Genomic DNA, 22,803 nt, shown 5'->3' with positions numbered 1-22,803 from the left:
AGTTAAAATTAATACATCAAAAAAATTCATTATCTATATTCTTTTGGTCATTTTTGGTGAACCTTATTGCTTCACCTTACCCAAGATTGTTTATTCTCAACACTTTTGTTTATATTCGTCTTTTAAAGTCTTTACCGAATTATGATTCAATAAGAAAGCGGTCCGCACCATAATCGTGGAAAACGTCCCAATTAGTGTACTTGAATGGCATAATACAAAAAAGTCAAAGAATCTAAGATTCCTTAACTTTTTTGTATAAATTAAAATTTAGTTCTATTTTGCTGCTTCTAAAGGTAAATCAACTGTGTAAGCATGTGTTATCTCTTCATCAGCACTATCCTTTGCTTTAAATGTCAATTTCACACTAGCGATTTCTTTTAATGCTTCTTCATCTTTCACTTTAAAATAAAGAAATCCATCTTTATGTTCATTTTTAGTTAAAACTTCATCATCCCAATAGTTCATGAATACTTTTGCATCAACTTCTGTGCCATCTTTTAATATAAGAACAGCATTATCTGGTGTAATATGTTTATCATCAGAACCTTCATTTGTTAATTTATATTTAAAAGAAAGTAATTCTTTATAAGCCATATCATCTCTATCTTTGAAATCAGCTACACTGACAATTCTAACATGCTCAATATCTAAAGTTGTATCGTCCCAATCTGAATTTTTGTAGTCTGTTTCGTATGAAATAGTGTCTTTAACTTTCGGGTTAATTCCATCTGTAACGAGTTCTTTAAAGTAACCATCATCTTTTAACGTTCCTTTAACTTCTATCACCTCTCCTGAAGAATCTGAGTAAGTTGTTTCTGTTTCTGAGTCATTTACGATTTCAGCTTTATCTGTTTTGCCGCATGCCCCAAGGACAAGTACTGCACCTAAAGTAATCAATGGTAGTTTTAATGTTTTAAAGTTCATAATAAATCCTCCTAATTTTTTGTTTATTTGATGATTAAATTCTTTTAACTTAAATGTTTTTTGGCCATCTCTACATCTTTTTTTACTTCTTCATAATCAAATCTCTCAATTTTTCCATCTAATTTTTCTACAACCATTGTATTTAATAAATCTTCATTAGTTTCATTCATTAAAATCAGTAATCCAGCTTCATCAGGAGCTAAGCTTTCTGCAATTTTATCAAAGACAGTAATTTCTTTTTTAGACTTCACATAATTTATGCCCATACCTGCTAGATCCCCAACAATCCAGCCACATAATACGCCTAAAGGACCTCCTAAAATACCAACAATCATCCCGATAATACTGCCTGTTGCAATACGTTTCCCGCTTTCATAGTCTAGGCTATCTTTAATACTAAACTTTGTTCCATCATGACTTTTTTGCACAACAGCTACTTCTTTTAGTCCAAAACTATTTGTTTTACCTAATTGTTTTAGCACTGACATCGCTTCATACGCTTTTGCTTGTTCTTCATAGGTTATTAAAGCCGCTTTTTTCATAACTATTTCCTTCTTTCTCTTACTAAAATTTTAATCACTTGCCTCAACTACTTCTTCAATTCGACTTCTCCTTTCTTTTATTTCCTTTTTCCTTAAGTTTATAAGGCTCATTTTGCAAAATTCTAACTAGTATAGAATGTAGCAAATCTCTCTGGAATTACTCAGACTAATAACTATTTGCTCTGAATATAAAGTTAGAGGTTACATAAGGGATATAACAAGGAGTTTACGGTTACTTACAAAGTCTATTATAAAAGAATTTGATTCTACTAACTGTTAATCTTTGTCGTTCCAACTGTACTTTTTTTTCGGTTTTAAAATAAGAAAGCACTAATGATAAAATACAGTTATTATGCTATTTATGGAATAATTACTTTGGATAAAAATAAAATATATTAGACTATTCTATATGACACCCTTTAAAGAGCAGACAGTCAAACAAGTTGTATAGAACCACTTTAAAAATTCGTTGCTTATTTATAGATACAAACAATACTACTAAACTTAAAAATCTGAAATAATACTATTTAGACTATAACAACTTATGCTATTCTCGAAATAGCGCAATACAAGAATCTCGTAAAATTCATTTTTTAGGTTCTACATTCTTTTTCTTTATTATTTTTCAGTACTACAAAACTATCACTATATGTACTTCTACGCAAAATAAAAAAGCACCAATAAAAATCAGTGCTCTAAACGTTTCTATTTATTATAAATCTTTGGACCTTTACGCATATTTTTTTGATCATTTTTTGGAGGAGCCATTTGTTTAGATCTTCCGCCAGATTGTTTATTTTTGATGATTTCTAACATTTTTGCTTTATCTTTTGCATTCATTCTTCTTACCACCTTTGTTCATATTCGCTTTTTAACTATATTTACTGTATTCTATTTCAATAAAAAAAGACGTTTCGCAACATAATCGTGCGAAACGTCCGAAATAGTGTAATTGAATGGAATGGTACTCGTAATCGAATAAATTCGAAACGGCTCCAGTAACGATTCCAATAATTAACGTTTTGAGAATTGTGAAGCTTTACGGGCTTTCTTAAGACCTGGTTTTTTACGTTCCTTCATACGAGGGTCACGTGTTAATAGTCCAGCTGCTTTAAGAGGAGCGCGGAAATCTGGGTCAACTTGTAATAATGCACGAGCGATTCCGTGACGAGCAGCTCCTGCTTGTCCAGTGAATCCTCCGCCATTAACGTTAACATAGATATCGTAGCTTCCTAAAGTTTCCGTAGTTGCAAGAGGTTGTTTAACTACCTCGTGTAAATATGGAAATGGAATATATTCGTTAATATCTTTTTTGTTCATGATGATTTTACCTGTTCCAGGTACTAAACGTACGCGAGCAGTTGAGTTTTTACGACGGCCTGTGCCGGTATATTGTACTTGTGCCAATGAAATTCCCTCCTTAAATTAGGTTTGTAATATCCAAAAATTCTGGTTTTTGTGCTTGATGTTCATGTTCAGAACCACCGTAAACGTTTAATTTCATATATTGTTTACGACCTAAAGTATTCTTTGGAAGCATACCTTTTACAGAGGTTTCAATCAATCTACGAGAATTCGTTGCACGTAATTCACCAGCTGATACTTGTTTCAAACCACCTTGGAATCCTGAATGGTGATAATAAATTTTATCAGTTGCTTTTTTACCTGTTAATTTAATTTTGTCTGCATTAATAACGATCACGAAATCACCTGTATCTACATTAGGTGTGAAAGTTGGTTTATTTTTGCCACGTAAAATGGTTGCTACTGTAGTTGAAAGACGTCCCAATGGAATATCAGTTGCGTCTACTACGTACCATTTACGTTCTACTTCGTTTGGTTTTGCCATATAAGTTGTACGCACGTTTTTTTCCTCCATATTCTTATCTGTTTGTTTGAATGCACAATAAGTTTCCGGGGCTCATCGTGGGGCAAACAATACCATCTAACATAATATCGTTTTTTTGACGATTTGTCAATAAAAAATCGTGTTTTTTTCAAATAAATCCCGGTTTTTATCTGCTTGCTCAGACAATTTTTTTATAAAATAATGCCCATAAATATATCGTCGACGTATTTGTCTCCAATTTTAAATTCTTCTTTTAAATTGCCTTCGATTTCAAAGCCGTTGCGTAAGTAAAAACGTTGCGCACCTATGTTAGTTCCCATCACACGCAAGGAAAGTTTATGAATCCCTTCCTCGCGTGCTTTGGCTTTTAAGGCTTCCAGTAACTTCTGACCAACACCACGACCTTGTGCTTGGCTAGCTACTCCGATTCCCAATAACCAAGTTTCACTATGAGCTGCTAACGGACTTGGGTTGTTAAAGTTGACTAAACCCAATACTTCTTTGCCGTCAACTGCCACGAGCATACTGCCAACTGGATAACGTAATTGATACTCAATCACATTTTCATACACATGGACAAAGGGTGTATTTTCATCGTTCCAGACGCTATTTTCAATTTCCATTAACCCAACGTAGTCCTCAACTTGATTTAATCTAATCTCAATCCCCATTATTTTCGCGCCTCCATTGTTCACTCTCTTTTAAAATCTGTTGGATCTCTGCTTGTGACTTGTATGTCACTTTTAGTAAATATAAACCGGATGGTGATGCTGTCGGTCCGGCTTGTTGTCGATCTTTAGCTTCGATAATTCGAGCTAAGTCATGTACAGGTCGTCTACCATTGGCAATTTGCAATAATGTACCAATCAGTATCCGAACCATGTTATATAAGAATCCATTTCCTCTAAAGGTAAAAATTAAGTCTCCTGTAGCTTCATTCCAAGTAACATCAGCTTCATAAATGGTTCGAACTTTATTTTCACGTCCGCTTTTCACGGCGCAAAAACTAGAAAAATCATGCTCGCCAACAATATCCGTTAAAGCAGCTTTTAAATCATCTAAATGAACCGGATAGGGATGGTGAAGCGCATAGTTCCGTCTAAATGGATCGACAACTTGATTTGTATTTACTCGGTACTGATAGGTCTTTTCTGCCGTGAAATAGCGGGCATGGAAAGTCTCATCAACAATTTCTACTTTTACAATCGCAATTTCATCAGTTGTCAGGCTGTTTAAGGCTTGTTGCATCCGTTCTGGCGGAATCATGGCTGGATAGTCATAATGGATCACCTGTCCCAAAGCATGGACTCCTGCATCGGTTCTACCTGAAGCTTGCAGCTTAATCGCGATTCCTTTAGTCATGGTCTTTAAGGCTTTTTCAATATCACCTTGGACGGTTCTGTCTTTAGGTTGAATTTGAAACCCAGAATAGTTGGTTCCATCATACTGAATAGTCACTTTATAGCGGGTTGTAGTCATTTTATGCTTAAACTCCTATCTGTTTGTTCAGACTAAAAAAGTTATTTCATCACGAAATAACTTTTTAGTAGCATTTAGCTGCGTAAATACACAAGGGCAACCGTTACGATTGCATAAGCTATAATGACAGTTGAATCGGTTAATTCCCATTTTAATAAACGGTATTTTGTCCGACCTTCCCCGCCTTGATAACCTCTAGCTTCCATCGCTGTTGCCAATTCTTCTGCTCGGTTAAAGGAGCTAACAAATAGCGGAACAAGCAATGGGACGATTGATTTCATTTGTTGGAAAACATTTCCTTCTCCGAAATCAACACCACGGGCTCGTTGTGCATTCATGATTTTCTCCGTTTCATCCATCAACGTTGGTACAAAACGTAAAGCAATTGATAACATTAAGGCAATTTCATGAACTGGAAACTTAATCACTTTTAGTGGGCGTAATAAATATTCAATCGCATCGGTTAAAGATAAAGGCGCTGTGGTTAATGTTAGTAATGTTGACATAAAAATAATTAACACAAAACGACAGAAAATGAAGAGTCCATTTTTCAATCCTCCCGAGGATACGACTAAAATGCCCCACTCAAAGTAAACTTCTCCACCTCTACTAAAGAGGACTTGTAAAATAACAGTAAATAAAATTAGCCAAATTAACGGTTTGACACCATTAATAAAAAATTTGAATTTTATTTTTGACATAGCAATCGAGAATAAGGTAAAGGCAAACAAGAATAGATAGCTTTGCCAATTATTTGCTAAGAAAATAATTCCAATAAAGTAAAAACTCGCCAATAATTTAACGCGAGGATCGAGCTTATGAACGAAAGAATCACCAGGGATATAGCGTCCAAAAATCAGTTTATCCATCATTGTGCTGCACCTGCTTTACTGGCTTTTTCAATTTCGGCAACAAGTAAATCTGCCAAAATTTCAGTCGTGATTGGCAACTCGCCTAAATCAATTCCTTTTTTCTCTTTTAATAAATTGCCAAAAGAAACTGCGGTTGGAACACCAAGTTGTTTTTCTTCTAGCCATTCAGTTTCTTTGAAAATCTCAGTTGGTAGTCCTTTTTTAACAATTGTTCCACCTTCTAGAACGATCATTTGATCCGCATAGTCGGCAACATCATCCATTTGATGAGTAACCAAAACAATCGTTAGACCTTTTGTAACATACAATTGATGGAACATCTCCATCATATCTTTCCGACCTTTTGGATCAAGACCAGCTGTCGGCTCATCAAGCACTAAGACTTCTGGCTCCATCGCTAATACCCCTGCAATCGCCACACGACGCATTTGCCCACCTGACAAGTCAAATGGTGAACGTTCTAGATATGTCTCGTCTAAGCCCACGAGAGTTAGCATTTCTTTAGCTAAGACTTTCGCATCCTCTTCTGGCACGCCGAAATTCATCGGGCCAAAGCAAATATCTTTCTCAACCGTCTCTTCAAATAATTGAGCTTCTGGAAATTGGAAAACAATCCCAACTTTTTTACGAATGCCTTTAAGATTTTTATTATTAGTTTCAGGAAGTATTTCACGATCACCAATCGTAACTTTGCCTTCAGTTGGCTTCATTAAAGCATTTAAATGTTGTAAGATAGTCGATTTCCCACTACCTGTATGCCCCACTAATGCTGTAAAACTCCCTGTTTTAATTTCTAAATCAATATCATAGAGAGCTTTATTTTGGAAAGGTGTGCCTTTTTGGTAGGTATAGCCTACTTTTTCGAAAGTAATGTCCATAGCCAATCCACCATCCCTTCCTCAGTTAAATAGTCTTTAGGTACATCAATGTTACGTTTTTTTAATGCACTTTTTAATTTTTCAGGGAAAGGTAAATCCAGTCCCATTTCAATTAATTCATCACCGAAAGAAAAAATCTCTTGTGGCGTTCCTTCTCTAATCAACTGACCGTTTTTCATCACTAGAATACGATTAGCACTAGCGGCTTCATCAATATCATGAGTAATTGAAATGACAGTTAAATTTTCTTCTTCTTTAATCGCTTTAACCGTCGCCAAAACTTCTTGTCTACCTTGAGGATCTAGCATACTTGTTGCTTCATCCAAAATGATAATATCAGGTCGTAAAGCCACAACCCCTGCAATCGCAACACGTTGTTTTTGACCACCAGAAAGTCGAGCCGGCTCTTTTTCAATAAAATCAGACATTTTGACCTTATCAATAGCGTCGGTAACTCGTTTGACCATTTCATCACGAGGAACACCACTATTTTCTAAACCAAAAGCCACGTCGTCCTGGACTGTTGAACCGACAAATTGATTGTCTGGATTTTGAAATACCATTCCAACCATGCGACGAACATCCCAAACTGTTTCTTCGGTTAAAAGTTGATTCCCAACCGTTACCGTTCCATTTGTTGGTGCCAGCAAACCGTTGATTGTTTTAGCCAAAGTTGATTTACCTGAACCATTATGACCGATAATCGCAACCCATTCGCCTTTTTCAATTGAAAGGGATACGTTTTTTAATGCTTCTACCTCTTCGTTGGGGTGATATTTATATGAAATGTCATCTAATTTAATGATTTTCTCCACTGAGCAAACCTCCGCGTTCTTTTCAATTCAATTTCTCTAAGACTACCAAAAACGCGACTAAAATACAATAACTACGCGCTTTCATTAAACATATTTTACGTTTAATTATACCGCTTTAAACATGAAATTGAAAGGTCTAAAAATTGATTTGAACGCTAATTAAATTTTCTTTCTTGTTATTAAAGTAGATAAAAAGGCAAAAGATGTGCGAATAATTCAACATCTTCTACCTTTTTTGATTTCAACTTTATTGATTTAAATAATTATACGCATATTGCGCATACAATTCTGCCCCTATCTTCATGGCCGCTTCATCAACATTAAAACGCCCATGATGATGTGCCCACTGGGTATCTTTTTCAGCATTTCCACATCCAACTAGAGCAAAACAACCTTTTGTATTCTCTGTAAAATAACTAAAATCTTCACCGCCAGTAGTTGGTCGTTCATGCATCAATACATCTTCCCCTAAATGCTCACGAATCACCTGCTGAGCGAATAAAGCATCCGTTTCACCATTAACAACTGGCAATGTGCCATACTCATAATTCACTGTCGCTGTCGCTCCATAACTTGCTGCAACATGCTCAGCATAGCGCTCAATCGCTTTTTGAACGCGACTTCTAGTTTCTACGCTAAAACAACGCACGGTTCCTTCTAAACGCGCATTTTCAGCAATCACATTGAACCGTGTGCCAACATCCATCTTACCAATCGTCACAACAACCGGATCTAACGGATCAGTTTCTCTTGCAACAATCGCTTGAATATTCATTACAAATGCAGAAGCAACAACTGCTGCATCGACACAATCATGGGGCATAGCACCGTGACCACCTTGCCCTTTAATATCAACTGTAAAAATATCTGCAGAAGCAAAACTAGATCCGACCACACAAGAAGCTTTACCTGTTGGCATTTGCGACCAAATGTGAATTCCAAAAACATTATCAACACCTTCGACCGCACCTTGTTGCACCATAGCTTTAGCTCCCTTAGCATTTTCTTCCGATGGCTGAAAAATAAAGCGGACTGTTCCGTGGATTTCAGGCTGTAACTCTTTTAGTGCTTTTGCAGCCGTTAATAACATTGCCGTATGAGCATCATGGCCACAAGCATGCATTTTCCCGTCTTCTAAAGATTTATAGTCTAGGTTCTGATTTAGTTCTTGAACAGGCAGAGCGTCCATATCAGCACGCAATGCTACAGTTTCACCTGGCTTACCACCAACTAGTTCAGCAATCAAACCTGTTGGCTCAGTTTTGCGATATGGGATGTCTAATAAATCTAATGCATCAGCTACTTTTTGAGTCGTTCTAAACTCTTCCCATTGCAATTCTGGATGTTGATGTAAATCTCTTCTAAAAGCAATCATTTCTGCTTCATATTTATTAATTTGTTGTTTTAATTTATTCATCTTCTCTTAACCCCTATTCTTTTATAAATTTATTAAAATACTTGAGAAAATTCCAGCCAAGATAACCGACACAATTGTAACTGTCACAAATCCTGCTACTAACATCGGTGGCAACATATGGCTAGTTAAAGCTTCTTGTTCGTCCTTGTCATCAGTCAAAGCTTTAATGACTTCATTTGTAATAATATAGTCAGCTGGAAATCCATATAATGCTGTTAGTGAAACTGCAAAAGCCATCTCTTTACTGACTCCTAATAATTTCCCAACAATCCCAGAAAAAATATACATGCCTATTACACCAATTACAATAATGCCAATCATTGGAACTGCTAACTTTTTTATCATATCTGGCGTGGCATTCTTTAATCCATCAAAGATAAACAACATCAAGCCCATGATGGCAAAACCAAATCCATTGGCTTTTTGTAAAGGCTGTTTTTCTAAAAAACCCATACTACTTGCAATCACACCAAACAGTAAACATAAAACAAACGGACTAATCGTCACGAATGGGCTACACCAAACTGAAACATAATAGGCCAACATTCCAACTAAGCCTAATCTGAAAAAACGTGAGAAGTCTGTATGATAGGCTTTAGGAATTTTAGTAAATAACTTTGGCGTATCTAATTCTTCTTGTTTTTTAGATCCCTCTTTTTGATTATCAGGTATCCATTCTCCTTTGCGGTACTTCTCAAGCATATGTTTACCTTCTTTTTTCAGCATAATCGATGTCAGTGGATACCCAGCAAAACCTTGCATCACATAAATTAAAATAGCTAGAATTGATAAAGAGGTTAAGCCAGCCGTTTGAGCAGCTTCCGACATAATTAAGGACGATACCACACCTCCTACTAATGGTGGAATAGCAACTAACACTGTTTCCAAATCAAAAATAAGCGTTCCAATGGTGAGCAATAAAATCACTATACCTGCAATTCCTGACAATGTGATTACTATCGTTTTCCATTGCTTAATTAGCTCATTGATAGATAAAAGTGTACCCATATTTGTAATCAACAAATACATCAGTAACGTTGCAACAATACTTGGAATCCCTGCGATTTCCACAATATTCTTAGGAAATACCGTCCAATACCCAATGATAAATAAAACAGCACAGACAAATACTGATGATACTGAAGCTTTGGTTCTAGTTGACACCACGTCTCCTATGTATAAAATTCCCATCAATAACGTAAAGGCAGCCATTTGCGACATAAACATTCCTCATTTCTTTTTTTATTATCAGAATATTCTGATGTATTAACAGTGTACTAAAAATTCAATAAATATGCAACGATATATAATGAATGTTTTGTATTTTCGGTTTATTTCTAAGTATGAAACTTGCGACCAGCATTTCCTCTTGGTTCATATGCGAATAAAAAAGAGACCTAGGAGCAATAGCATCCCATGTCTCTTTAGTGAAAAGTTAGTCAGTTTGTAGTTCATGATCAAGAACGTCAATGGCTTGACCTAAAAAATCATTAATCAATTGGCATTCATCATCGCTATAATTAGCTGCTAGTTGAAGCATTCTTGCATTCAATCAAAAAAATAGCTGGATTTGCAATTAAAGCCTAATCTTTGATTGCAAATAAAAAAGAACTATTTCTATCAACAAATATATGTTGATAGAAATAATTCCTTTTCGACAAAAAAAAATCACATTTGATGAATTTACCTCTCCTGAAAGCGAAGTTCCAGGAGAAGTTTCGAGCTAGACTTGGAAATAAATTTCCATCATCGTAACACTCTTTGCACACATCCAAAAGTGAATCAATTTTTATTTTGAAAAATTAAACCAATTCAATGATAACCATTGGTGCAGCGTCTCCGCGGCGAGGTTCAGTTTTCATAATACGTGTGTATCCACCTTGACGCTCAGCGTAACGAGGTGCGATATCACTAAATAATTTTTGTAAAGCAGATTCAACAACGATTTTATCGCCATCTTCTTTAATTGCAGCAGTTTCGTTACGAACAAAACTAGCGGCTTGACGACGTGCGTGTAAATCGCCACGTTTACCTAAAGTAATCATTTTCTCAGTAGTAGAACGAATCTCTTTAGCGCGAGCTTCAGTTGTAACAATACGTTCGTTAATGATTAAGTCAGTCGTTAAATCACGTAACATTGCTTTACGTTGAGAACTTGTGCGTCCTAATTTACGGTAACCCATTCTGATTTTTCCTCCTTCGGTACGGTACTAATCGTCTTGACGTAAACCTAAACTTAGCTCAGCTAGTTTAAATTTCACTTCTTCAAGTGACTTACGACCTAGATTACGTACTTTAATCATTTCTGCTTCAGATTTATCAGTCAATTCTTGAACTGAATTAATACCAGCACGTTTCAAACAATTGTATGAACGTACAGATAGATCCAATTCTTCAATTGTCATCTCAAGCATTTTTTCTTTATGAGTCTCTTCTTTTTCTACCATGATTTCCACTTTGCGAGCTTCGTCAGATAGATTTACGAAGATATCTAAATGCTCTGTTAAAATTTTTGCTGCTAAACTCACAGCGTCTTCTGGGCTAATAGAACCATCTGCCCATACATCAAGTGTTAATTTATCAAAATTATCTTTTTGACCCACTCGAGTATTTTCTACTTGATAGTTCACACGACTAACTGGGGTGTAAATCGAGTCGACTGGTAATACGCCAATTGGCATATCATCGTGTTTATTATGTTCAGCTCTTGCATAACCTCTACCTTGTTTCGCAGTTAAACGTACGTGGAAACGTGCGCCTTCAGCTACGGTACAAATGTATAAGTCAGGGTTTAAGATTTCAACATCGCTATCATAAGTGATATCGGCTGCTGTAACTACCGCTGGACCTTTCACATCGATTTCAATCGTTTTATCTTCACCAGAATATAACTTGAGTGCAAGTTTTTTAATATTCAAAATGATTGATGTCACATCTTCTACAACCCCATCGATTGTTGAAAATTCGTGTAACACACCATCGATTTGAATAGTAGTTACTGCTGCTCCTGGAAGAGAAGACAACAAAATACGACGTAGAGAATTCCCTAACGTAGTACCATAACCGCGTTCAAGTGGCTCTACAACGAATTTACCAAATTTGGCATCATCGCTGATCTCAATCGTATTAATTCTTGGTTTTTCAATTTCGATCATTCTCTATATACCCCTTTCAAAACGTTAAGTTCATGTTACTGAGTGCAAACAAGCATAATGTAGCAGCTCTCAATTAAACACGACGGCGTTTTGGAGGGCGGCATCCATTATGAGGAACTGGAGTTACGTCACGAATTGCTGTAACTTCTAAACCAGTAGCTTGTAATGAACGGATTGCAGCTTCACGTCCTGAACCAGGACCTTTAACAGCAACTTCAACTGTTTTCATACCATGTTCCATACATGCTTTAGCAGCAGTTTCTGCAGCTAATTGAGCAGCAAATGGTGTAGATTTCTTAGAACCGCGGAAGCCTAATGCTCCTGCTGAAGACCATGAAATTGCATTACCATGCGCATCAGTAATCATTACAATTGTATTATTGAAAGTAGAACGGATATGAGCTATCCCAACTTCTACATTCTTTTTCACACGACGTTTACGTACAACTTTTTTTCCTGCCATGAAGTGTTACCTCCTTACTTATTAATTATTTTTTCTTGCCTGCAACTGTTCTAGCTGGGCCTTTGCGAGTGCGCGCGTTGTTTTTCGTGTTTTGTCCACGAACTGGTAAACCACGGCGGTGGCGCATGCCTCGGTATGATCCGATTTCGATTAAACGTTTAATGTTTAGGTTTACTTCACGACGAAGATCCCCTTCAACTTTAATTGAGTCAATCTCAGCACGGATGCGATCTAATTGATCATTTGTTAATTCACGTACGCGAATTTCTTCTGATACGTCTGCAGCTTTCAAAATTTTGATTGCTGTGTTTTTACCGATTCCATAAATATAAGTTAAAGATATTACTACACGTTTGTCACGCGGAATATCAACTCCTGATATACGAGCCATTACAATTACACCTCCTGTTATAGTTAATTATTATCCTTGGCGTTGTTTGTGTTTAGGATTTTCACAAATCACCATAACACGCCCGTTACGACGGATAACTTTGCATTTTTCACAAATTGGTTTTACTGATGGTCTTACTTTCATGAACTATACCTCCCATTTTATTGACGGAGTACAATTATTTAAAGCGATAGGTAATGCGACCGCGGGTTAAATCATACGGTGACAATTCTACTGTTACTTTGTCTCCAGGTAAAATACGAATGTAGTGCATACGGATTTTTCCTGAAACATGTGCCAATACAACATGGCCATTTTCAAGTTCCACTTTAAACATTGCATTCGGCAAAGTTTCAACGACTGTTCCTTCAATTTCAATGACATCGTCTTTAGCCACGCCTAGTACCTCCTTAAAATTGTTTCGCAATTAAATGCGATAAACCTAGCGAGAACCTTAGCCCCCACAATTTTTACACTTAACCTACTAATTCTATCACAAACTCTGGCCTTTTAAAAGCCAAGACCTCGAATATTGTAACATAAAATTAAATTAGTGACAAGTCCCTCGTTAGACAACCGCTTTTCCTCGCGAATAATTTCTTTGGAAACGAGGCATCATTCGTAATAAAAGAGTGACTTGCTATTTTATTTTGCAATAATTGCTTGTACTTCTTTGAAAACATCCTGAATATCTTGATCACCTTTAACAGTGTTCAATACCTGGCGTGCTTCATAAAAGTCTAACAAAGGTTGTGTTAACTCAAGGTTAACGTTAATTCTATTTTCAACTGTTTCAGGTTTGTCATCTTCTCGTTGATAGAAGTCATGTCCGCCACAGCGATCACAAGTTCCAGCAACTGTCGGTGGGTTAAAGACTTTATGATAAGTCGCTCCACACGTACGACAGATGATGCGGCCTGTTAAGCGTTCCATCAAAATGTCTTTATCAACGTGAATGTTAATAACGGCATCGATTTTCTTACCAAGTTCAGTCAAAATTTGTTCCAAAGCTTCTGCTTGGTTCAAAGTTCTTGGGAACCCATCTAGTAAGAAACCATTGTCAGTATCAGCCTCAGCTAAACGTTCTTTTACAATCCCGTTTGTTACTTCATCTGGTACCAAATTGCCTTTATCCATATACGCTTTCGCTTCAAGACCTAAGGCCGTTTCATTTTTGATTGCGGCACGAAACATATCCCCTGTTGAAATGTGTGGAATTTTATAAGTATCCACAATTTGCTCAGCTTGTGTTCCTTTACCAGCACCAGGAAGACCCATTAAAATGAGATTCATCATTTTTCCTCCTTAAATGTAAGAATGAGTGCTGAAGGAAATCCCTCAACACTACTTTCTTATTGTATAAAGCCTAGATAACTACGCTTAATCATTTGTCCTTCTAATTGTCTAGTTGATTCTAACGCAACACCGACTACAATAAGTAGACTAGTTCCGCCAAGACCGATAGATTGTGGTAGATTCCAAAGAATTCCCGCTACAATTGGAAGTAAAGCAATTAATCCTAAATATACTGCTCCGACTGTACTCAAACGCATTAATACACTTGAAATATAGTCCTCAGTCCCTTTACCAGGACGCACACTTGGAATATAGCCACCTTGTTTTTGTAAGTTTTCAGCAACTTTCTCTGGATTCACTTGAATGAATGCATAGAAGAAAGTAAAGACAACAATTAGTAATGTATACAAAGCAGCACCAATTGGTTTTTGATAGTCAAAAACGTTACTCAAAATTTGGAACCATTGCGTATCGCCTTGTGTTCCACGGAAGAAACCCATTATCGTTTGCGGAGTTACAATAAATGAACTTGCAAAGATAACTGGAATAACACCAGCAGAGTTGATTTTTAATGGTAAGAATGTGCTTTGGTCGGAAGCCGCTGCACGTTTTGAGTAAGAGATTTTGATTTTTCGTTTTGCTGTTTCAAAGTAAACAACTAAGATCACAACTGCGATAATTGCAACAATTAAAGCAAGGGTGAATAAAATTGCTTTCCAAAGGTCTGGTCCAGCATTTCTGATTTGTGCATTATAATAATCCATCACATCAGCCGGCACACGTGCCACAATACCAGAAAAGATAATCATAGAGACGCCGTTCCCAAATCCCTTAACAGTGATTTGTTCACCCATCCACATAACTAACATTGTTCCAGCCGTAAGAATTAATGCGATACTTAGATAAGTTGAAGCGCCTGGATTTTTAATTAAACCCATGCCTGATAAAGCGTTAAACCCGTAAGAGATTCCGATTGATTGGACAAATGCCATGATAATCGTTAAGTATCTCGTTACTTGATTTAATTTTTTACGACCAACTTCTCCTTGTTTCGACCATTCAACAAACTTAGGAACAATATCCATTTGTAATAATTGAACAACGATTGAAGACGTGATATAAGGTGATACACCCATTGCAAAAATGGAGTACTGGCTTAACGCGCCTCCACCAAATGTGTTTAACATGCTAAAGATTCCTGAATCCGAAAATTCTGAAATTGCTTTAGCGTTAACGCCAGGAACAGTTATATGTGTTCCTAGACGAAAAATAATTAAAACACCTAAGGTAAATAATATTTTGTTTCTAATGTCCTTCTCTTTTAAAGCACTTGAGAGCATTTTAAACATTAGATCACCTCGATTGAACCACCAGCAGCAACGATAGCTTTTTCTGCTGCTTCGGAAAATTTGCTTGCTTTAACGGTAAGTTTTCTTTCAACTGCACCGTTACCCAAAACTTTAATCCCTGATTTTTCATTTTTAATGATTCCAGATTCAACCAACAATGCTGGAGTTACCTCTGTACCATCTTCAAAGCGATTTAATGTATCTAAGTTTACAATAGCAAACTCTTTGCGGTTAATGTTGGTAAATCCACGTTTTGGTAAACGACGGAATAAAGGTGTTTGTCCACCTTCAAAGCCTAAGCGTACGCCACCACCTGAACGTGAGTTTTGTCCTTTTTGACCACGACCTGAAGTTTTACCATTTCCTGATGAAGTTCCTCGTCCAACACGGTTACGTACTTTACGAGAACCCTCTGCAGGTTTTAATTCATGAAGTTTCATATAGATTGGGCACCTCCTTCAATAATAAGTCTCATTCTTTTATTAAACTTCTTTTACGTCCACTAAATGTGAAACAGTGTTAACCATACCTTTGATTGCATCATTAGCAGGTTTCACAACTGTACTGTTAATTTTAGTTAAACCTAAATGTTTAACAGTATCACGTTGGTTTTGAGGACGTCCGATCACGCTACGTTTTAAAGTAATTTCTAAATTAGCCATTTTCTTATGTCCTCCTTTTATCCTAGAATTTCTTCTACAGATTTGCCGCGAAGTTTTGCAACTTCTTCAACACGTTTTAATTGAGTTAAACCTTGAACTGTAGCACGAACCATGTTAATTGGAGTGCTTGAGCCAAGAGATTTACTTGTAATATCAGCAACACCTGCTAACTCAAGGACTGCACGAACAGGTCCTCCAGCGCTGACTCCAGAACCGGCTACGGCTGGTTTCATTAAGATGTTTCCGCCGCCAAAGCGTCCGATAACTTCGTGAGGAATCGTTGACTCTACCATTGGTACTTCAATTAGATTCTTTTTAGCATCTTCAATTGCTTTACGGATAGCTTCAGGTACTTCTTGAGCTTTACCAGTACCGAAACCTACGTGACCATTTCTATCTCCAACTACAACTAATGCAGCAAAACGTAAACGACGTCCGCCTTTTACTACTTTAGTTACGCGGTTGATAGCAACGACACGATCTTCTAATTCCAAATGTGATGGATCAATATAAACCATGAATGGTGTTCCTCCTTTTCCTAAAATTCTAGTCCATTTTCGCGTGCAGCTTCAGCTAAAGCTTGTACACGGCCATGGTATAGGTAACCACCACGGTCAAAGACTACTTCTTTAACGCCTTTTTCTACGGCGCGTTTAGCTACTAATGTTCCCACAGCTGCTGCTGCGTCGACTTTAGATTCGCCACTTACTTCTTTGTCTAATGTAGATGCACTTGCTAGCGTTACACCCGCTACGTCATCAATTACTTGTGCGTAGATGTTTTTATTAGAACGGAAAACGTTCAAGCGTGGGCACTCTGCAGTACCAGAGATTTTAGACCGCACACGTGCGTGTCTTTTTTGACGCATTTTATTTTTATCTGGTTTCGTAATCACAATTGTCACCTCTTTATAGTAGTGCTGCGAAAATCAGCAAGCTTTCACCGGCTGAATTAAGCAGGGTTGTAACCACACAAATGTGCAGTTACAGAGTTGGTAATAAACTTTAACCGAAAAACGATTAAATTATTTACCAGTTTTACCTTCTTTACGACGAACATGTTCGCCAACGTAACGAATTCCTTTACCTTTATAAGGCTCTGGAGGACGTACTCCGCGAATGTTAGCAGCTAATTCGCCAACGCGTTCTTTGTTTGCTCCTTTGATGATTACACTAGTGTTTGAAGGAACTTCTACAGTGATTCCTTCTTCTGGTGTAAACTCAACTGGATGTGAGTAACCAACGTTTAATACAAGTTTTTTACCTTGTAATTGCGCACGGTACCCAACCCCAATTAATTCTAAAGCTTTTTCAAATCCTTCAGTTACTCCGATAACCATATTATTTAGGTTAGCGCGCATTGTACCATGTAAAGCACGGTTTTCTTTGTCGTCGTTAGGACGAGTAAAAGTAATTTCGTTGCCTTCGGTATGCATTGTAATGACAGGGCTGAAAGAGCGAGTTAGTTCACCTTTTGGTCCTTTAACAGTAATCTCGTTACCATTTTCAGTAACAGTTACGCCTGCAGGAATAGTGATTATTTTTTTACCAATACGGCTCACAGCAATGCACCTCCTTATATATTCTTAATTATTACCAAACGTAAGCTAAGATTTCTCCGCCAATGTTTTTAGCTCTTGCTTCTTTATCAGTGATAACACCTTCAGAAGTTGAAACGATAGCAATTCCAAGTCCGTTAAGTACTTTAGGAACCTCGCCTGTTTTAGCATAAACACGTAAACCTGGTTTAGAAATACGTTTCAAGCCTGTGATAACACGTTCATTGTTTTTACCATATTTTAAGAATACACGGATAACATTTTGTTTGTCGTCTTCGATGTATTCAACATCTTTAATAAAGCCTTCACGTTTAAGGATATCAGCGATATCTTTTTTTATTCTTGAAGCAGGTAATTCTAGTGATTCGTGGCGAACCATGTTCGCATTACGAATGCGTGTTAGAAAATCTGCAATCGGATCTGTCATGACCATTGTACTTATTACCTCCTTTATGCAAGTATCGTTTTACCAGCTTGCTTTCTTCACGCCGGGAATTTGTCCTTTATAGGCAAGTTCGCGGAAGCAAATACGGCAAAGTTTAAATTTACGATAAACTGAATGTGGACGACCACAACGTTCACAACGCGTATAAGCTTGAGTTGAGAATTTTGCAGGGCGTTTGTTTTTAGCAATCATTGATTTTTTAGCCACGTAGTTCGCCTCCTTTTATTATTTTTGGAACGGCATTCCAAGTTGTGTTAAGAGTTCGCGTGATTCTTCATCGGTTTTCGCAGTTGTTACAATAACAATGTCCATTCCGCGTACTTTGTCTACTGTATCGTAGTCAACTTCAGGGAAGATTAATTGTTCTTTAATACCTAGCGTGTAGTTACCACGTCCATCGAAAGCTTTTTTAGAAACTCCGTGGAAGTCACGTACACGAGGTAATGAAACTGAAACCAATTTATCTAAGAATTCATACATTCTTTCGCCACGTAGGGTAACTTTAGTACCGATTGGCATACCTTCACGTAGACGGAAACCAGCGATTGAGTTTTTAGCTTTAGTAATCATTGGTTTTTGACCAGAGATTACAGTTAATTCGTCAACAGCTTTGTCTAAGTTTTTAGCATTTGAAACAGCATCACCAACACCCATATTGATGACAATTTTGTCAACTTGTGGAGTTTGCATGATTGATTTATAGCTAAATTTTTCCATCATAGATGGTGTAATTTCTTTTACATATTTTTCTTTAAGGCGGTTCATGAAGTTAGTACCTCCTTCCTTATATTATTATTTATCTAAAACTTCACCGGTTTTTTTAGAAACACGTACTTTTTTGCCATCTTCAACTTTAAAGCCAACACGAGTTGGTTCGCCAGTCTTAGAGTCAATTAGCATTACGTTTGACACGTGAATAGGAGCCTCTGTTTCAAGAATGCCACCTTGTGGATTCATTGAACTAGGTTTTTGATGTTTTTTCATCATGTTCATTCCTTCAACGATCACGCGATCTTTTTTAGGGAAAGCTTTTAAAATTACGCCTTCTTTACCTTTGTCTTTACCAGTAATAACTTTAACTTTGTCACCAGTTTTTACGATCATGTTTTTCTTGCACCTCCTTCATGGATGGTTATATTAAAGAACTTCTGGAGCTAGGGAAACGATTTTCATGAAATTGCTGTCACGTAATTCGCGAGCAACAGGTCCAAAGATACGTGTTCCACGTGGGCTCTTGTCATCACGGATGATAACACAAGCATTTTCATCAAATTTAATATATGAACCGTCTGTACGACGAGCTCCGGTTTTAGTACGAACGATTACAGCTTTCACTACTTCACCTTTTTTGACAACGCCACCTGGTGTTGCATGTTTAACAGTACACACGATAACGTCACCAATATTAGCAGTTTTACGGCCTGATCCGCCTAACACTTTAATAGTTAGTACTTCACGAGCTCCTGAATTATCAGCAACTTTTAAACGACTCTCTTGTTGGATCACTTCAGTATCCTCCTTTCGGAATTAGAACTCACATTTATCATTAAAATTGTTTGATTAAACAATTACTGCTTCTTCAACAACTTCTACTAAACGGAAACGTTTTGTAGCTGATAATGGACGAGTTTCCATAATTTTTACAACATCTCCAGTTTTTGCAACATTGTTTTCATCATGTGCTTTAAACTTTTTAGAGTATTTTACACGTTTGCCATAAATGCCGTGTTTCTTGTAAGTTGCAATTTCAACTACAATGGTTTTATCCATTTTGTCAGAAACAACGCGACCTTGATAGACTTTACGTTGATTACGTTCTTCACTCATGCTTTATTGGCCTCCTTTACTTACTAGTCAACTATTTTTGTAATTCACTTTGACGTAACGCAGTTTTAATACGTGCAATCGATTTGCGAACTTCACTCAAGCGAGAAGTATTTTCTAATTGACCAGTTGCCAATTGGAATCGTAGATTGAATAACTCTTCTTTGTATTCTTTTTCTTTTTCAACCATTTCAGCAGTGGATAACGCGTTAAGTTCATTAGCTTTCATTCGATTCACCACCATTTTCTGTACGTTTTACAATCTTAGTTTTAACTGGTAATTTGTGAGATGCCAAGCGTAATGCTTCGCGTGCCACTTCTTCAGATACGCCAGCAATTTCAAACATGATTTTACCACGTTTTACTGGTGCTACCCATCCTTCTGGAGCTCCTTTACCTGAACCCATACGGACTCCGATTGCTTTTGCGGTATATGATTTATGAGGGAAGATTTTAATCCATACTTTCCCACCACGTTTCATATAACGTGTCATTGCAATACGGGCAGCTTCGATCTGACGGTTAGTAATCCAGTGCGAGTCAACAGCTTGTAAGCCCCACTCACCAAAGGTTACTTCTTTCCCACCTTTTGCTTCACCACGCATTTTACCTCTAAATTCGCGACGGTATTTCACACGTTTAGGTACTAACATGATTATTTCCCTCCTTTCTCAGCGTTCTTTTTTGTAGGAAGTACTTCTCCACGGTAGATCCAAACTTTAACGCCTAGTTTACCGTAAGTAGTGTCTGCTTCTTCCCATGCGTAGTCGATATCGGCACGCAATGTGTGAAGAGGAACAGTTCCTTCAGAATAGCCTTCGCTACGAGCGATATCTGCACCATTTAAGCGACCAGAAACTTGAGTTTTGATCCCTTTAGCGCCAGAACGCATCGTACGTTGAATTGCTTGTTTTTGTGCGCGACGGAAAGCCACACGATTTTCTAATTGACGAGCGATTCCTTCGCCAACTAATTTTGCATCTAAATCAGGTTTTTTGATTTCAACGATGTTGATGTGAACTCGTTTACCTGTTAATTCGTTTAAGTTTTTACGTAATGATTCAACTTCAGATCCACCTTTACCGATAACCATTCCTGGTTTAGCAGTATGAACTGATACATTTACGCGGTTAGCGGCACGTTCAATTTCAACGGTAGAAACTGCAGCGTCACTAAGGTTTTTAGCTATATAGCTACGGATACGTAGATCTTCATGTAGATAGTTTGCATATTCTTTCTCAGCATACCATTTAGCATCCCAATCACGGATTATGCCTACACGCAAACCTATTGGATTAATTTTTTGACCCACAGATTATCCCTCCTTTTTCTCTGATACCACGACTGTAATGTGGCTTGTGCGTTTCATAATTGGTGAAGCTGAACCTTTTGCACGAGGACGGAAGCGTTTCATAGTTGGTCCTTCATTAGCATAAGCTTCGCTTATTACCAAGTTTTCTACGTCTAAATCGTAGTTGTGTTCTGCATTCGCTACTGCTGACATTAGTACTTTCTCAACAGGAACAGAAGCACCATTTGGAGTGAATTTCAAAATTGAGATTGCTTCTCCGATGCTTTTTCCTCTGATAAGATCGATTACTAAACGAACTTTCCGAGCTGAAATGCGAACAGTATTTGCAGTTGCTTTAGCTGCTGTAATTTGTTCTGACATGAGTAAATCCTCCTCTCGAAATTTTAACGTTTAGTTTTCTTATCATCCGCAGCATGACCGCGGTAAGTTCTTGTTGGTGCAAATTCACCTAATTTGTGTCCGACCATATCTTCTTGCACATATACTGGTACGTGTTTACGTCCATCATATACTGCAATAGTGTATCCAACAAAGCTTGGAAAAATTGTTGAACGGCGTGACCAAGTTTTAACAACGTGTTTTTTATCACTTTCAGCTAAAGCATTCATTTTTTTCATTAAATGCTCATCGACGAAAGGTCCTTTTTTCAAACTACGTCCCATGGTTGAACCTCCTTCTATCCTTTTGGGTTAGCCGGCTTTCAGCCAGCTAACTTGATTTTTATTTAGTCTTACGACGACGTACGATAAATTTATCAGATTTAGCTTTTTTGTTACGAGTTTTGTAACCAAGAGCTGGTTGACCCCATGGACTAACTGGTGCTTTACGTCCGATTGGAGCTTTACCTTCACCACCACCGTGTGGGTGATCGTTCGGGTTCATTACAGATCCACGAACTGTTGGGCGTTTACCCATCCAACGTGAACGACCTGCTTTACCAATATTGATTAATTCGTGTTGTTCGTTACCTACAGAACCGATTGTAGCACGGCAAGTAGCTAAGATCATACGAACTTCACCAGAGTTTAAGCGAACTAATACGTATTTGCCTTCTTTACCAAGTACTTGAGCACTCGTTCCAGCTGAACGAACTAATTGTCCACCTTTACCAGGTTTCATTTCAATATTGTGAATAACAGTACCAACTGGAATATTTTCTAATGGTAAAGCATTACCGACTTTGATATCTGCTTCTTTACCAGAGAAAATACGTTGGCCTACTTCAATTCCTTTTGGTGCAATGATGTAAGTTTTAATTCCATCAGTGTAGTGAATTAAAGCGATATTAGCTGAACGATTTGGATCGTATTCAACTGTTTTTACGATACCTGCGATATCGTCTTTATTACGTTTAAAGTCAATCACACGATATTGACGCTTGTGGCCACCACCGTGGTGACGAACAGTAATTCTACCATTATTGTTACGGCCCGCAGTTTTTTTAGTTGGTTCTAACAAAGTCTTTTCAGGCGTTGTTGAAGTGATTTCTGCGAAATCTGAACCAGTCATATTACGACGTCCGTTTGTGGTAGGTTTATACTTTCTAATTCCCAAGTTTATTCCCTCCCGATA

The 22,803-nt window shown here is 37.4% G+C and carries 37 protein-coding genes; all 37 read right to left on the bottom strand.

Translation table 11 applies throughout. The annotated features are described in order from the left end of the window. Positions 1-273: 273 nt before the first annotated feature. The 37 genes from MHI00_RS01300 to rplB all read right to left on the bottom strand — a co-directional run bounded on the left by MHI00_RS01300 (position 274) and on the right by rplB (position 22,785). Positions 274-924 (bottom strand): hypothetical protein, encoded by a 651-nt coding sequence (locus tag MHI00_RS01300; protein ID WP_341110351.1) that lies wholly within the window; start codon positions 922-924, stop codon positions 274-276. A 44-nt stretch (positions 925-968) separates the two neighbouring features. Next, positions 969-1,466: a hypothetical protein gene (locus tag MHI00_RS01295; RefSeq protein WP_015077744.1), complete on the bottom strand. Its 498-nt coding sequence runs from the start codon at positions 1,464-1,466 to the stop codon at positions 969-971. A gap of 705 nt (positions 1,467-2,171) precedes the next feature. Beyond that, complete coding sequence (locus tag MHI00_RS01290) at positions 2,172-2,306, bottom strand: hypothetical protein (protein WP_010052107.1); 135 nt, start codon at positions 2,304-2,306, stop codon at positions 2,172-2,174. Between the two features lie 174 nt (positions 2,307-2,480). Further along, on the bottom strand, positions 2,481-2,873 hold the full coding sequence (gene rpsI / locus MHI00_RS01285) for a 30S ribosomal protein S9 (protein WP_010052106.1): 393 nt from the start codon (positions 2,871-2,873) through the stop codon (positions 2,481-2,483). A gap of 13 nt (positions 2,874-2,886) precedes the next feature. Next, complete coding sequence (rplM, locus tag MHI00_RS01280; RefSeq protein WP_010052105.1) at positions 2,887-3,330, bottom strand: 50S ribosomal protein L13; 444 nt, start codon at positions 3,328-3,330, stop codon at positions 2,887-2,889. 176 nt (positions 3,331-3,506) lie between these two features. After that, positions 3,507-3,986 carry a GNAT family N-acetyltransferase gene (locus MHI00_RS01275; protein WP_010052104.1) on the bottom strand — a complete coding sequence of 160 codons (480 nt, stop codon included), beginning with the start codon at positions 3,984-3,986 and terminating at the stop codon, positions 3,507-3,509. Further along, the gene (gene truA, locus MHI00_RS01270; protein ID WP_135057382.1) at positions 3,976-4,794 is read right to left on the bottom strand and encodes a tRNA pseudouridine(38-40) synthase TruA; all 819 of its coding nucleotides are present in this window, start codon (positions 4,792-4,794) and stop codon (positions 3,976-3,978) included. The genes MHI00_RS01275 and truA overlap by 11 nt, the downstream gene beginning before the upstream one ends. Before the next feature lie 74 nt (positions 4,795-4,868). Then, entirely contained in the window at positions 4,869-5,666 is a 798-nt protein-coding gene (locus MHI00_RS01265) for an energy-coupling factor transporter transmembrane component T family protein (protein WP_010052101.1), read from the bottom strand. Then, complete coding sequence (locus MHI00_RS01260; RefSeq protein ID WP_187958483.1) at positions 5,663-6,544, bottom strand: energy-coupling factor ABC transporter ATP-binding protein; 882 nt, start codon at positions 6,542-6,544, stop codon at positions 5,663-5,665. The genes MHI00_RS01265 and MHI00_RS01260 overlap by 4 nt, the downstream gene beginning before the upstream one ends. Further along, positions 6,520-7,359 (bottom strand): energy-coupling factor ABC transporter ATP-binding protein, encoded by an 840-nt coding sequence (locus MHI00_RS01255; RefSeq protein WP_010052098.1) that lies wholly within the window; start codon positions 7,357-7,359, stop codon positions 6,520-6,522. Before MHI00_RS01255 ends, MHI00_RS01260 begins: the two co-directional genes overlap by 25 nt. 247 nt (positions 7,360-7,606) lie before the next feature. Further along, positions 7,607-8,776 carry a M20 family metallopeptidase gene (locus tag MHI00_RS01250; RefSeq protein WP_341110339.1) on the bottom strand — a complete coding sequence of 390 codons (1,170 nt, stop codon included), beginning with the start codon at positions 8,774-8,776 and terminating at the stop codon, positions 7,607-7,609. A 21-nt stretch (positions 8,777-8,797) separates the two neighbouring features. Further along, positions 8,798-9,997 carry a hypothetical protein gene (locus tag MHI00_RS01245; protein WP_341110337.1) on the bottom strand — a complete coding sequence of 400 codons (1,200 nt, stop codon included), beginning with the start codon at positions 9,995-9,997 and terminating at the stop codon, positions 8,798-8,800. 581 nt (positions 9,998-10,578) lie between these two features. After that, positions 10,579-10,959, bottom strand: a complete 381-nt coding sequence (gene rplQ / locus MHI00_RS01240; protein ID WP_010052093.1) for a 50S ribosomal protein L17 — start codon at positions 10,957-10,959, stop codon at positions 10,579-10,581. Positions 10,960-10,986: 27 nt separating this feature from the next. Further along, entirely contained in the window at positions 10,987-11,931 is a 945-nt protein-coding gene (locus tag MHI00_RS01235) for a DNA-directed RNA polymerase subunit alpha (protein ID WP_010052092.1), read from the bottom strand. A 73-nt stretch (positions 11,932-12,004) separates the two neighbouring features. Then, on the bottom strand, positions 12,005-12,394 hold the full coding sequence (gene rpsK / locus MHI00_RS01230) for a 30S ribosomal protein S11 (protein ID WP_010052091.1): 390 nt from the start codon (positions 12,392-12,394) through the stop codon (positions 12,005-12,007). A gap of 25 nt (positions 12,395-12,419) precedes the next feature. Further along, entirely contained in the window at positions 12,420-12,785 is a 366-nt protein-coding gene (rpsM, locus tag MHI00_RS01225) for a 30S ribosomal protein S13 (RefSeq protein WP_010052090.1), read from the bottom strand. Positions 12,786-12,815: 30 nt separating this feature from the next. Continuing rightward, entirely contained in the window at positions 12,816-12,929 is a 114-nt protein-coding gene (gene rpmJ / locus MHI00_RS01220) for a 50S ribosomal protein L36 (RefSeq protein WP_010052089.1), read from the bottom strand. Positions 12,930-12,963: 34 nt separating this feature from the next. After that, complete coding sequence (gene infA / locus MHI00_RS01215) at positions 12,964-13,182, bottom strand: translation initiation factor IF-1 (RefSeq protein ID WP_010052088.1); 219 nt, start codon at positions 13,180-13,182, stop codon at positions 12,964-12,966. Between the two features lie 248 nt (positions 13,183-13,430). After that, positions 13,431-14,078, bottom strand: a complete 648-nt coding sequence (locus MHI00_RS01210; protein WP_010052087.1) for an adenylate kinase — start codon at positions 14,076-14,078, stop codon at positions 13,431-13,433. Positions 14,079-14,137: 59 nt separating this feature from the next. Beyond that, positions 14,138-15,430: a preprotein translocase subunit SecY gene (gene secY / locus MHI00_RS01205; RefSeq protein ID WP_010052085.1), complete on the bottom strand. Its 1,293-nt coding sequence runs from the start codon at positions 15,428-15,430 to the stop codon at positions 14,138-14,140. Next, a complete protein-coding gene (rplO, locus tag MHI00_RS01200; protein WP_010052083.1) occupies positions 15,430-15,870 on the bottom strand; it encodes a 50S ribosomal protein L15 in 441 nt (146 codons plus the stop codon). The genes secY and rplO overlap by 1 nt, the downstream gene beginning before the upstream one ends. Positions 15,871-15,912: 42 nt before the next feature. Continuing rightward, complete coding sequence (gene rpmD, locus MHI00_RS01195) at positions 15,913-16,092, bottom strand: 50S ribosomal protein L30 (RefSeq protein WP_010052081.1); 180 nt, start codon at positions 16,090-16,092, stop codon at positions 15,913-15,915. A 17-nt stretch (positions 16,093-16,109) separates the two neighbouring features. Next, positions 16,110-16,610: a 30S ribosomal protein S5 gene (rpsE, locus tag MHI00_RS01190; RefSeq protein ID WP_010052079.1), complete on the bottom strand. Its 501-nt coding sequence runs from the start codon at positions 16,608-16,610 to the stop codon at positions 16,110-16,112. 20 nt (positions 16,611-16,630) lie between these two features. Next, entirely contained in the window at positions 16,631-16,996 is a 366-nt protein-coding gene (rplR, locus tag MHI00_RS01185) for a 50S ribosomal protein L18 (protein ID WP_029451410.1), read from the bottom strand. Positions 16,997-17,116: 120 nt separating this feature from the next. Continuing rightward, positions 17,117-17,653: a 50S ribosomal protein L6 gene (gene rplF, locus MHI00_RS01180; RefSeq protein WP_010052076.1), complete on the bottom strand. Its 537-nt coding sequence runs from the start codon at positions 17,651-17,653 to the stop codon at positions 17,117-17,119. Between the two features lie 31 nt (positions 17,654-17,684). Next, positions 17,685-18,083, bottom strand: a complete 399-nt coding sequence (gene rpsH, locus MHI00_RS01175) for a 30S ribosomal protein S8 (RefSeq protein ID WP_010052072.1) — start codon at positions 18,081-18,083, stop codon at positions 17,685-17,687. Positions 18,084-18,116: 33 nt separating this feature from the next. Next, positions 18,117-18,302 carry a type Z 30S ribosomal protein S14 gene (locus MHI00_RS01170; RefSeq protein WP_010052071.1) on the bottom strand — a complete coding sequence of 62 codons (186 nt, stop codon included), beginning with the start codon at positions 18,300-18,302 and terminating at the stop codon, positions 18,117-18,119. An 18-nt stretch (positions 18,303-18,320) separates the two neighbouring features. Continuing rightward, on the bottom strand, positions 18,321-18,860 hold the full coding sequence (gene rplE / locus MHI00_RS01165; RefSeq protein ID WP_010052070.1) for a 50S ribosomal protein L5: 540 nt from the start codon (positions 18,858-18,860) through the stop codon (positions 18,321-18,323). A 27-nt stretch (positions 18,861-18,887) separates the two neighbouring features. Then, positions 18,888-19,199, bottom strand: a complete 312-nt coding sequence (gene rplX / locus MHI00_RS01160; protein WP_010052069.1) for a 50S ribosomal protein L24 — start codon at positions 19,197-19,199, stop codon at positions 18,888-18,890. A gap of 33 nt (positions 19,200-19,232) precedes the next feature. Further along, positions 19,233-19,601, bottom strand: a complete 369-nt coding sequence (rplN, locus tag MHI00_RS01155; RefSeq protein ID WP_010052067.1) for a 50S ribosomal protein L14 — start codon at positions 19,599-19,601, stop codon at positions 19,233-19,235. 54 nt (positions 19,602-19,655) lie between these two features. After that, complete coding sequence (gene rpsQ / locus MHI00_RS01150; protein ID WP_010052065.1) at positions 19,656-19,922, bottom strand: 30S ribosomal protein S17; 267 nt, start codon at positions 19,920-19,922, stop codon at positions 19,656-19,658. A 31-nt stretch (positions 19,923-19,953) separates the two neighbouring features. Continuing rightward, entirely contained in the window at positions 19,954-20,148 is a 195-nt protein-coding gene (gene rpmC, locus MHI00_RS01145) for a 50S ribosomal protein L29 (RefSeq protein WP_010052061.1), read from the bottom strand. Beyond that, a complete protein-coding gene (rplP, locus tag MHI00_RS01140; protein ID WP_010052060.1) occupies positions 20,138-20,572 on the bottom strand; it encodes a 50S ribosomal protein L16 in 435 nt (144 codons plus the stop codon). The genes rpmC and rplP overlap by 11 nt, the downstream gene beginning before the upstream one ends. Positions 20,573-20,574: 2 nt before the next feature. Beyond that, positions 20,575-21,231, bottom strand: a complete 657-nt coding sequence (rpsC, locus tag MHI00_RS01135) for a 30S ribosomal protein S3 (RefSeq protein ID WP_010052059.1) — start codon at positions 21,229-21,231, stop codon at positions 20,575-20,577. Between the two features lie 3 nt (positions 21,232-21,234). Next, on the bottom strand, positions 21,235-21,591 hold the full coding sequence (gene rplV, locus MHI00_RS01130) for a 50S ribosomal protein L22 (RefSeq protein ID WP_010052058.1): 357 nt from the start codon (positions 21,589-21,591) through the stop codon (positions 21,235-21,237). A gap of 23 nt (positions 21,592-21,614) precedes the next feature. Further along, complete coding sequence (gene rpsS / locus MHI00_RS01125) at positions 21,615-21,893, bottom strand: 30S ribosomal protein S19 (protein WP_010052056.1); 279 nt, start codon at positions 21,891-21,893, stop codon at positions 21,615-21,617. A gap of 58 nt (positions 21,894-21,951) precedes the next feature. Continuing rightward, on the bottom strand, positions 21,952-22,785 hold the full coding sequence (gene rplB / locus MHI00_RS01120; protein WP_010052050.1) for a 50S ribosomal protein L2: 834 nt from the start codon (positions 22,783-22,785) through the stop codon (positions 21,952-21,954). Positions 22,786-22,803 lie beyond the last annotated feature (18 nt).

The sequence above is a fragment of the Carnobacterium sp. FSL E2-0243 genome, assembly GCF_038003605.1.
Lineage (GTDB): Bacteria > Bacillota > Bacilli > Lactobacillales > Carnobacteriaceae > Carnobacterium > Carnobacterium maltaromaticum.
This window is presented reverse-complemented; position numbering and strand designations above follow the sequence as displayed.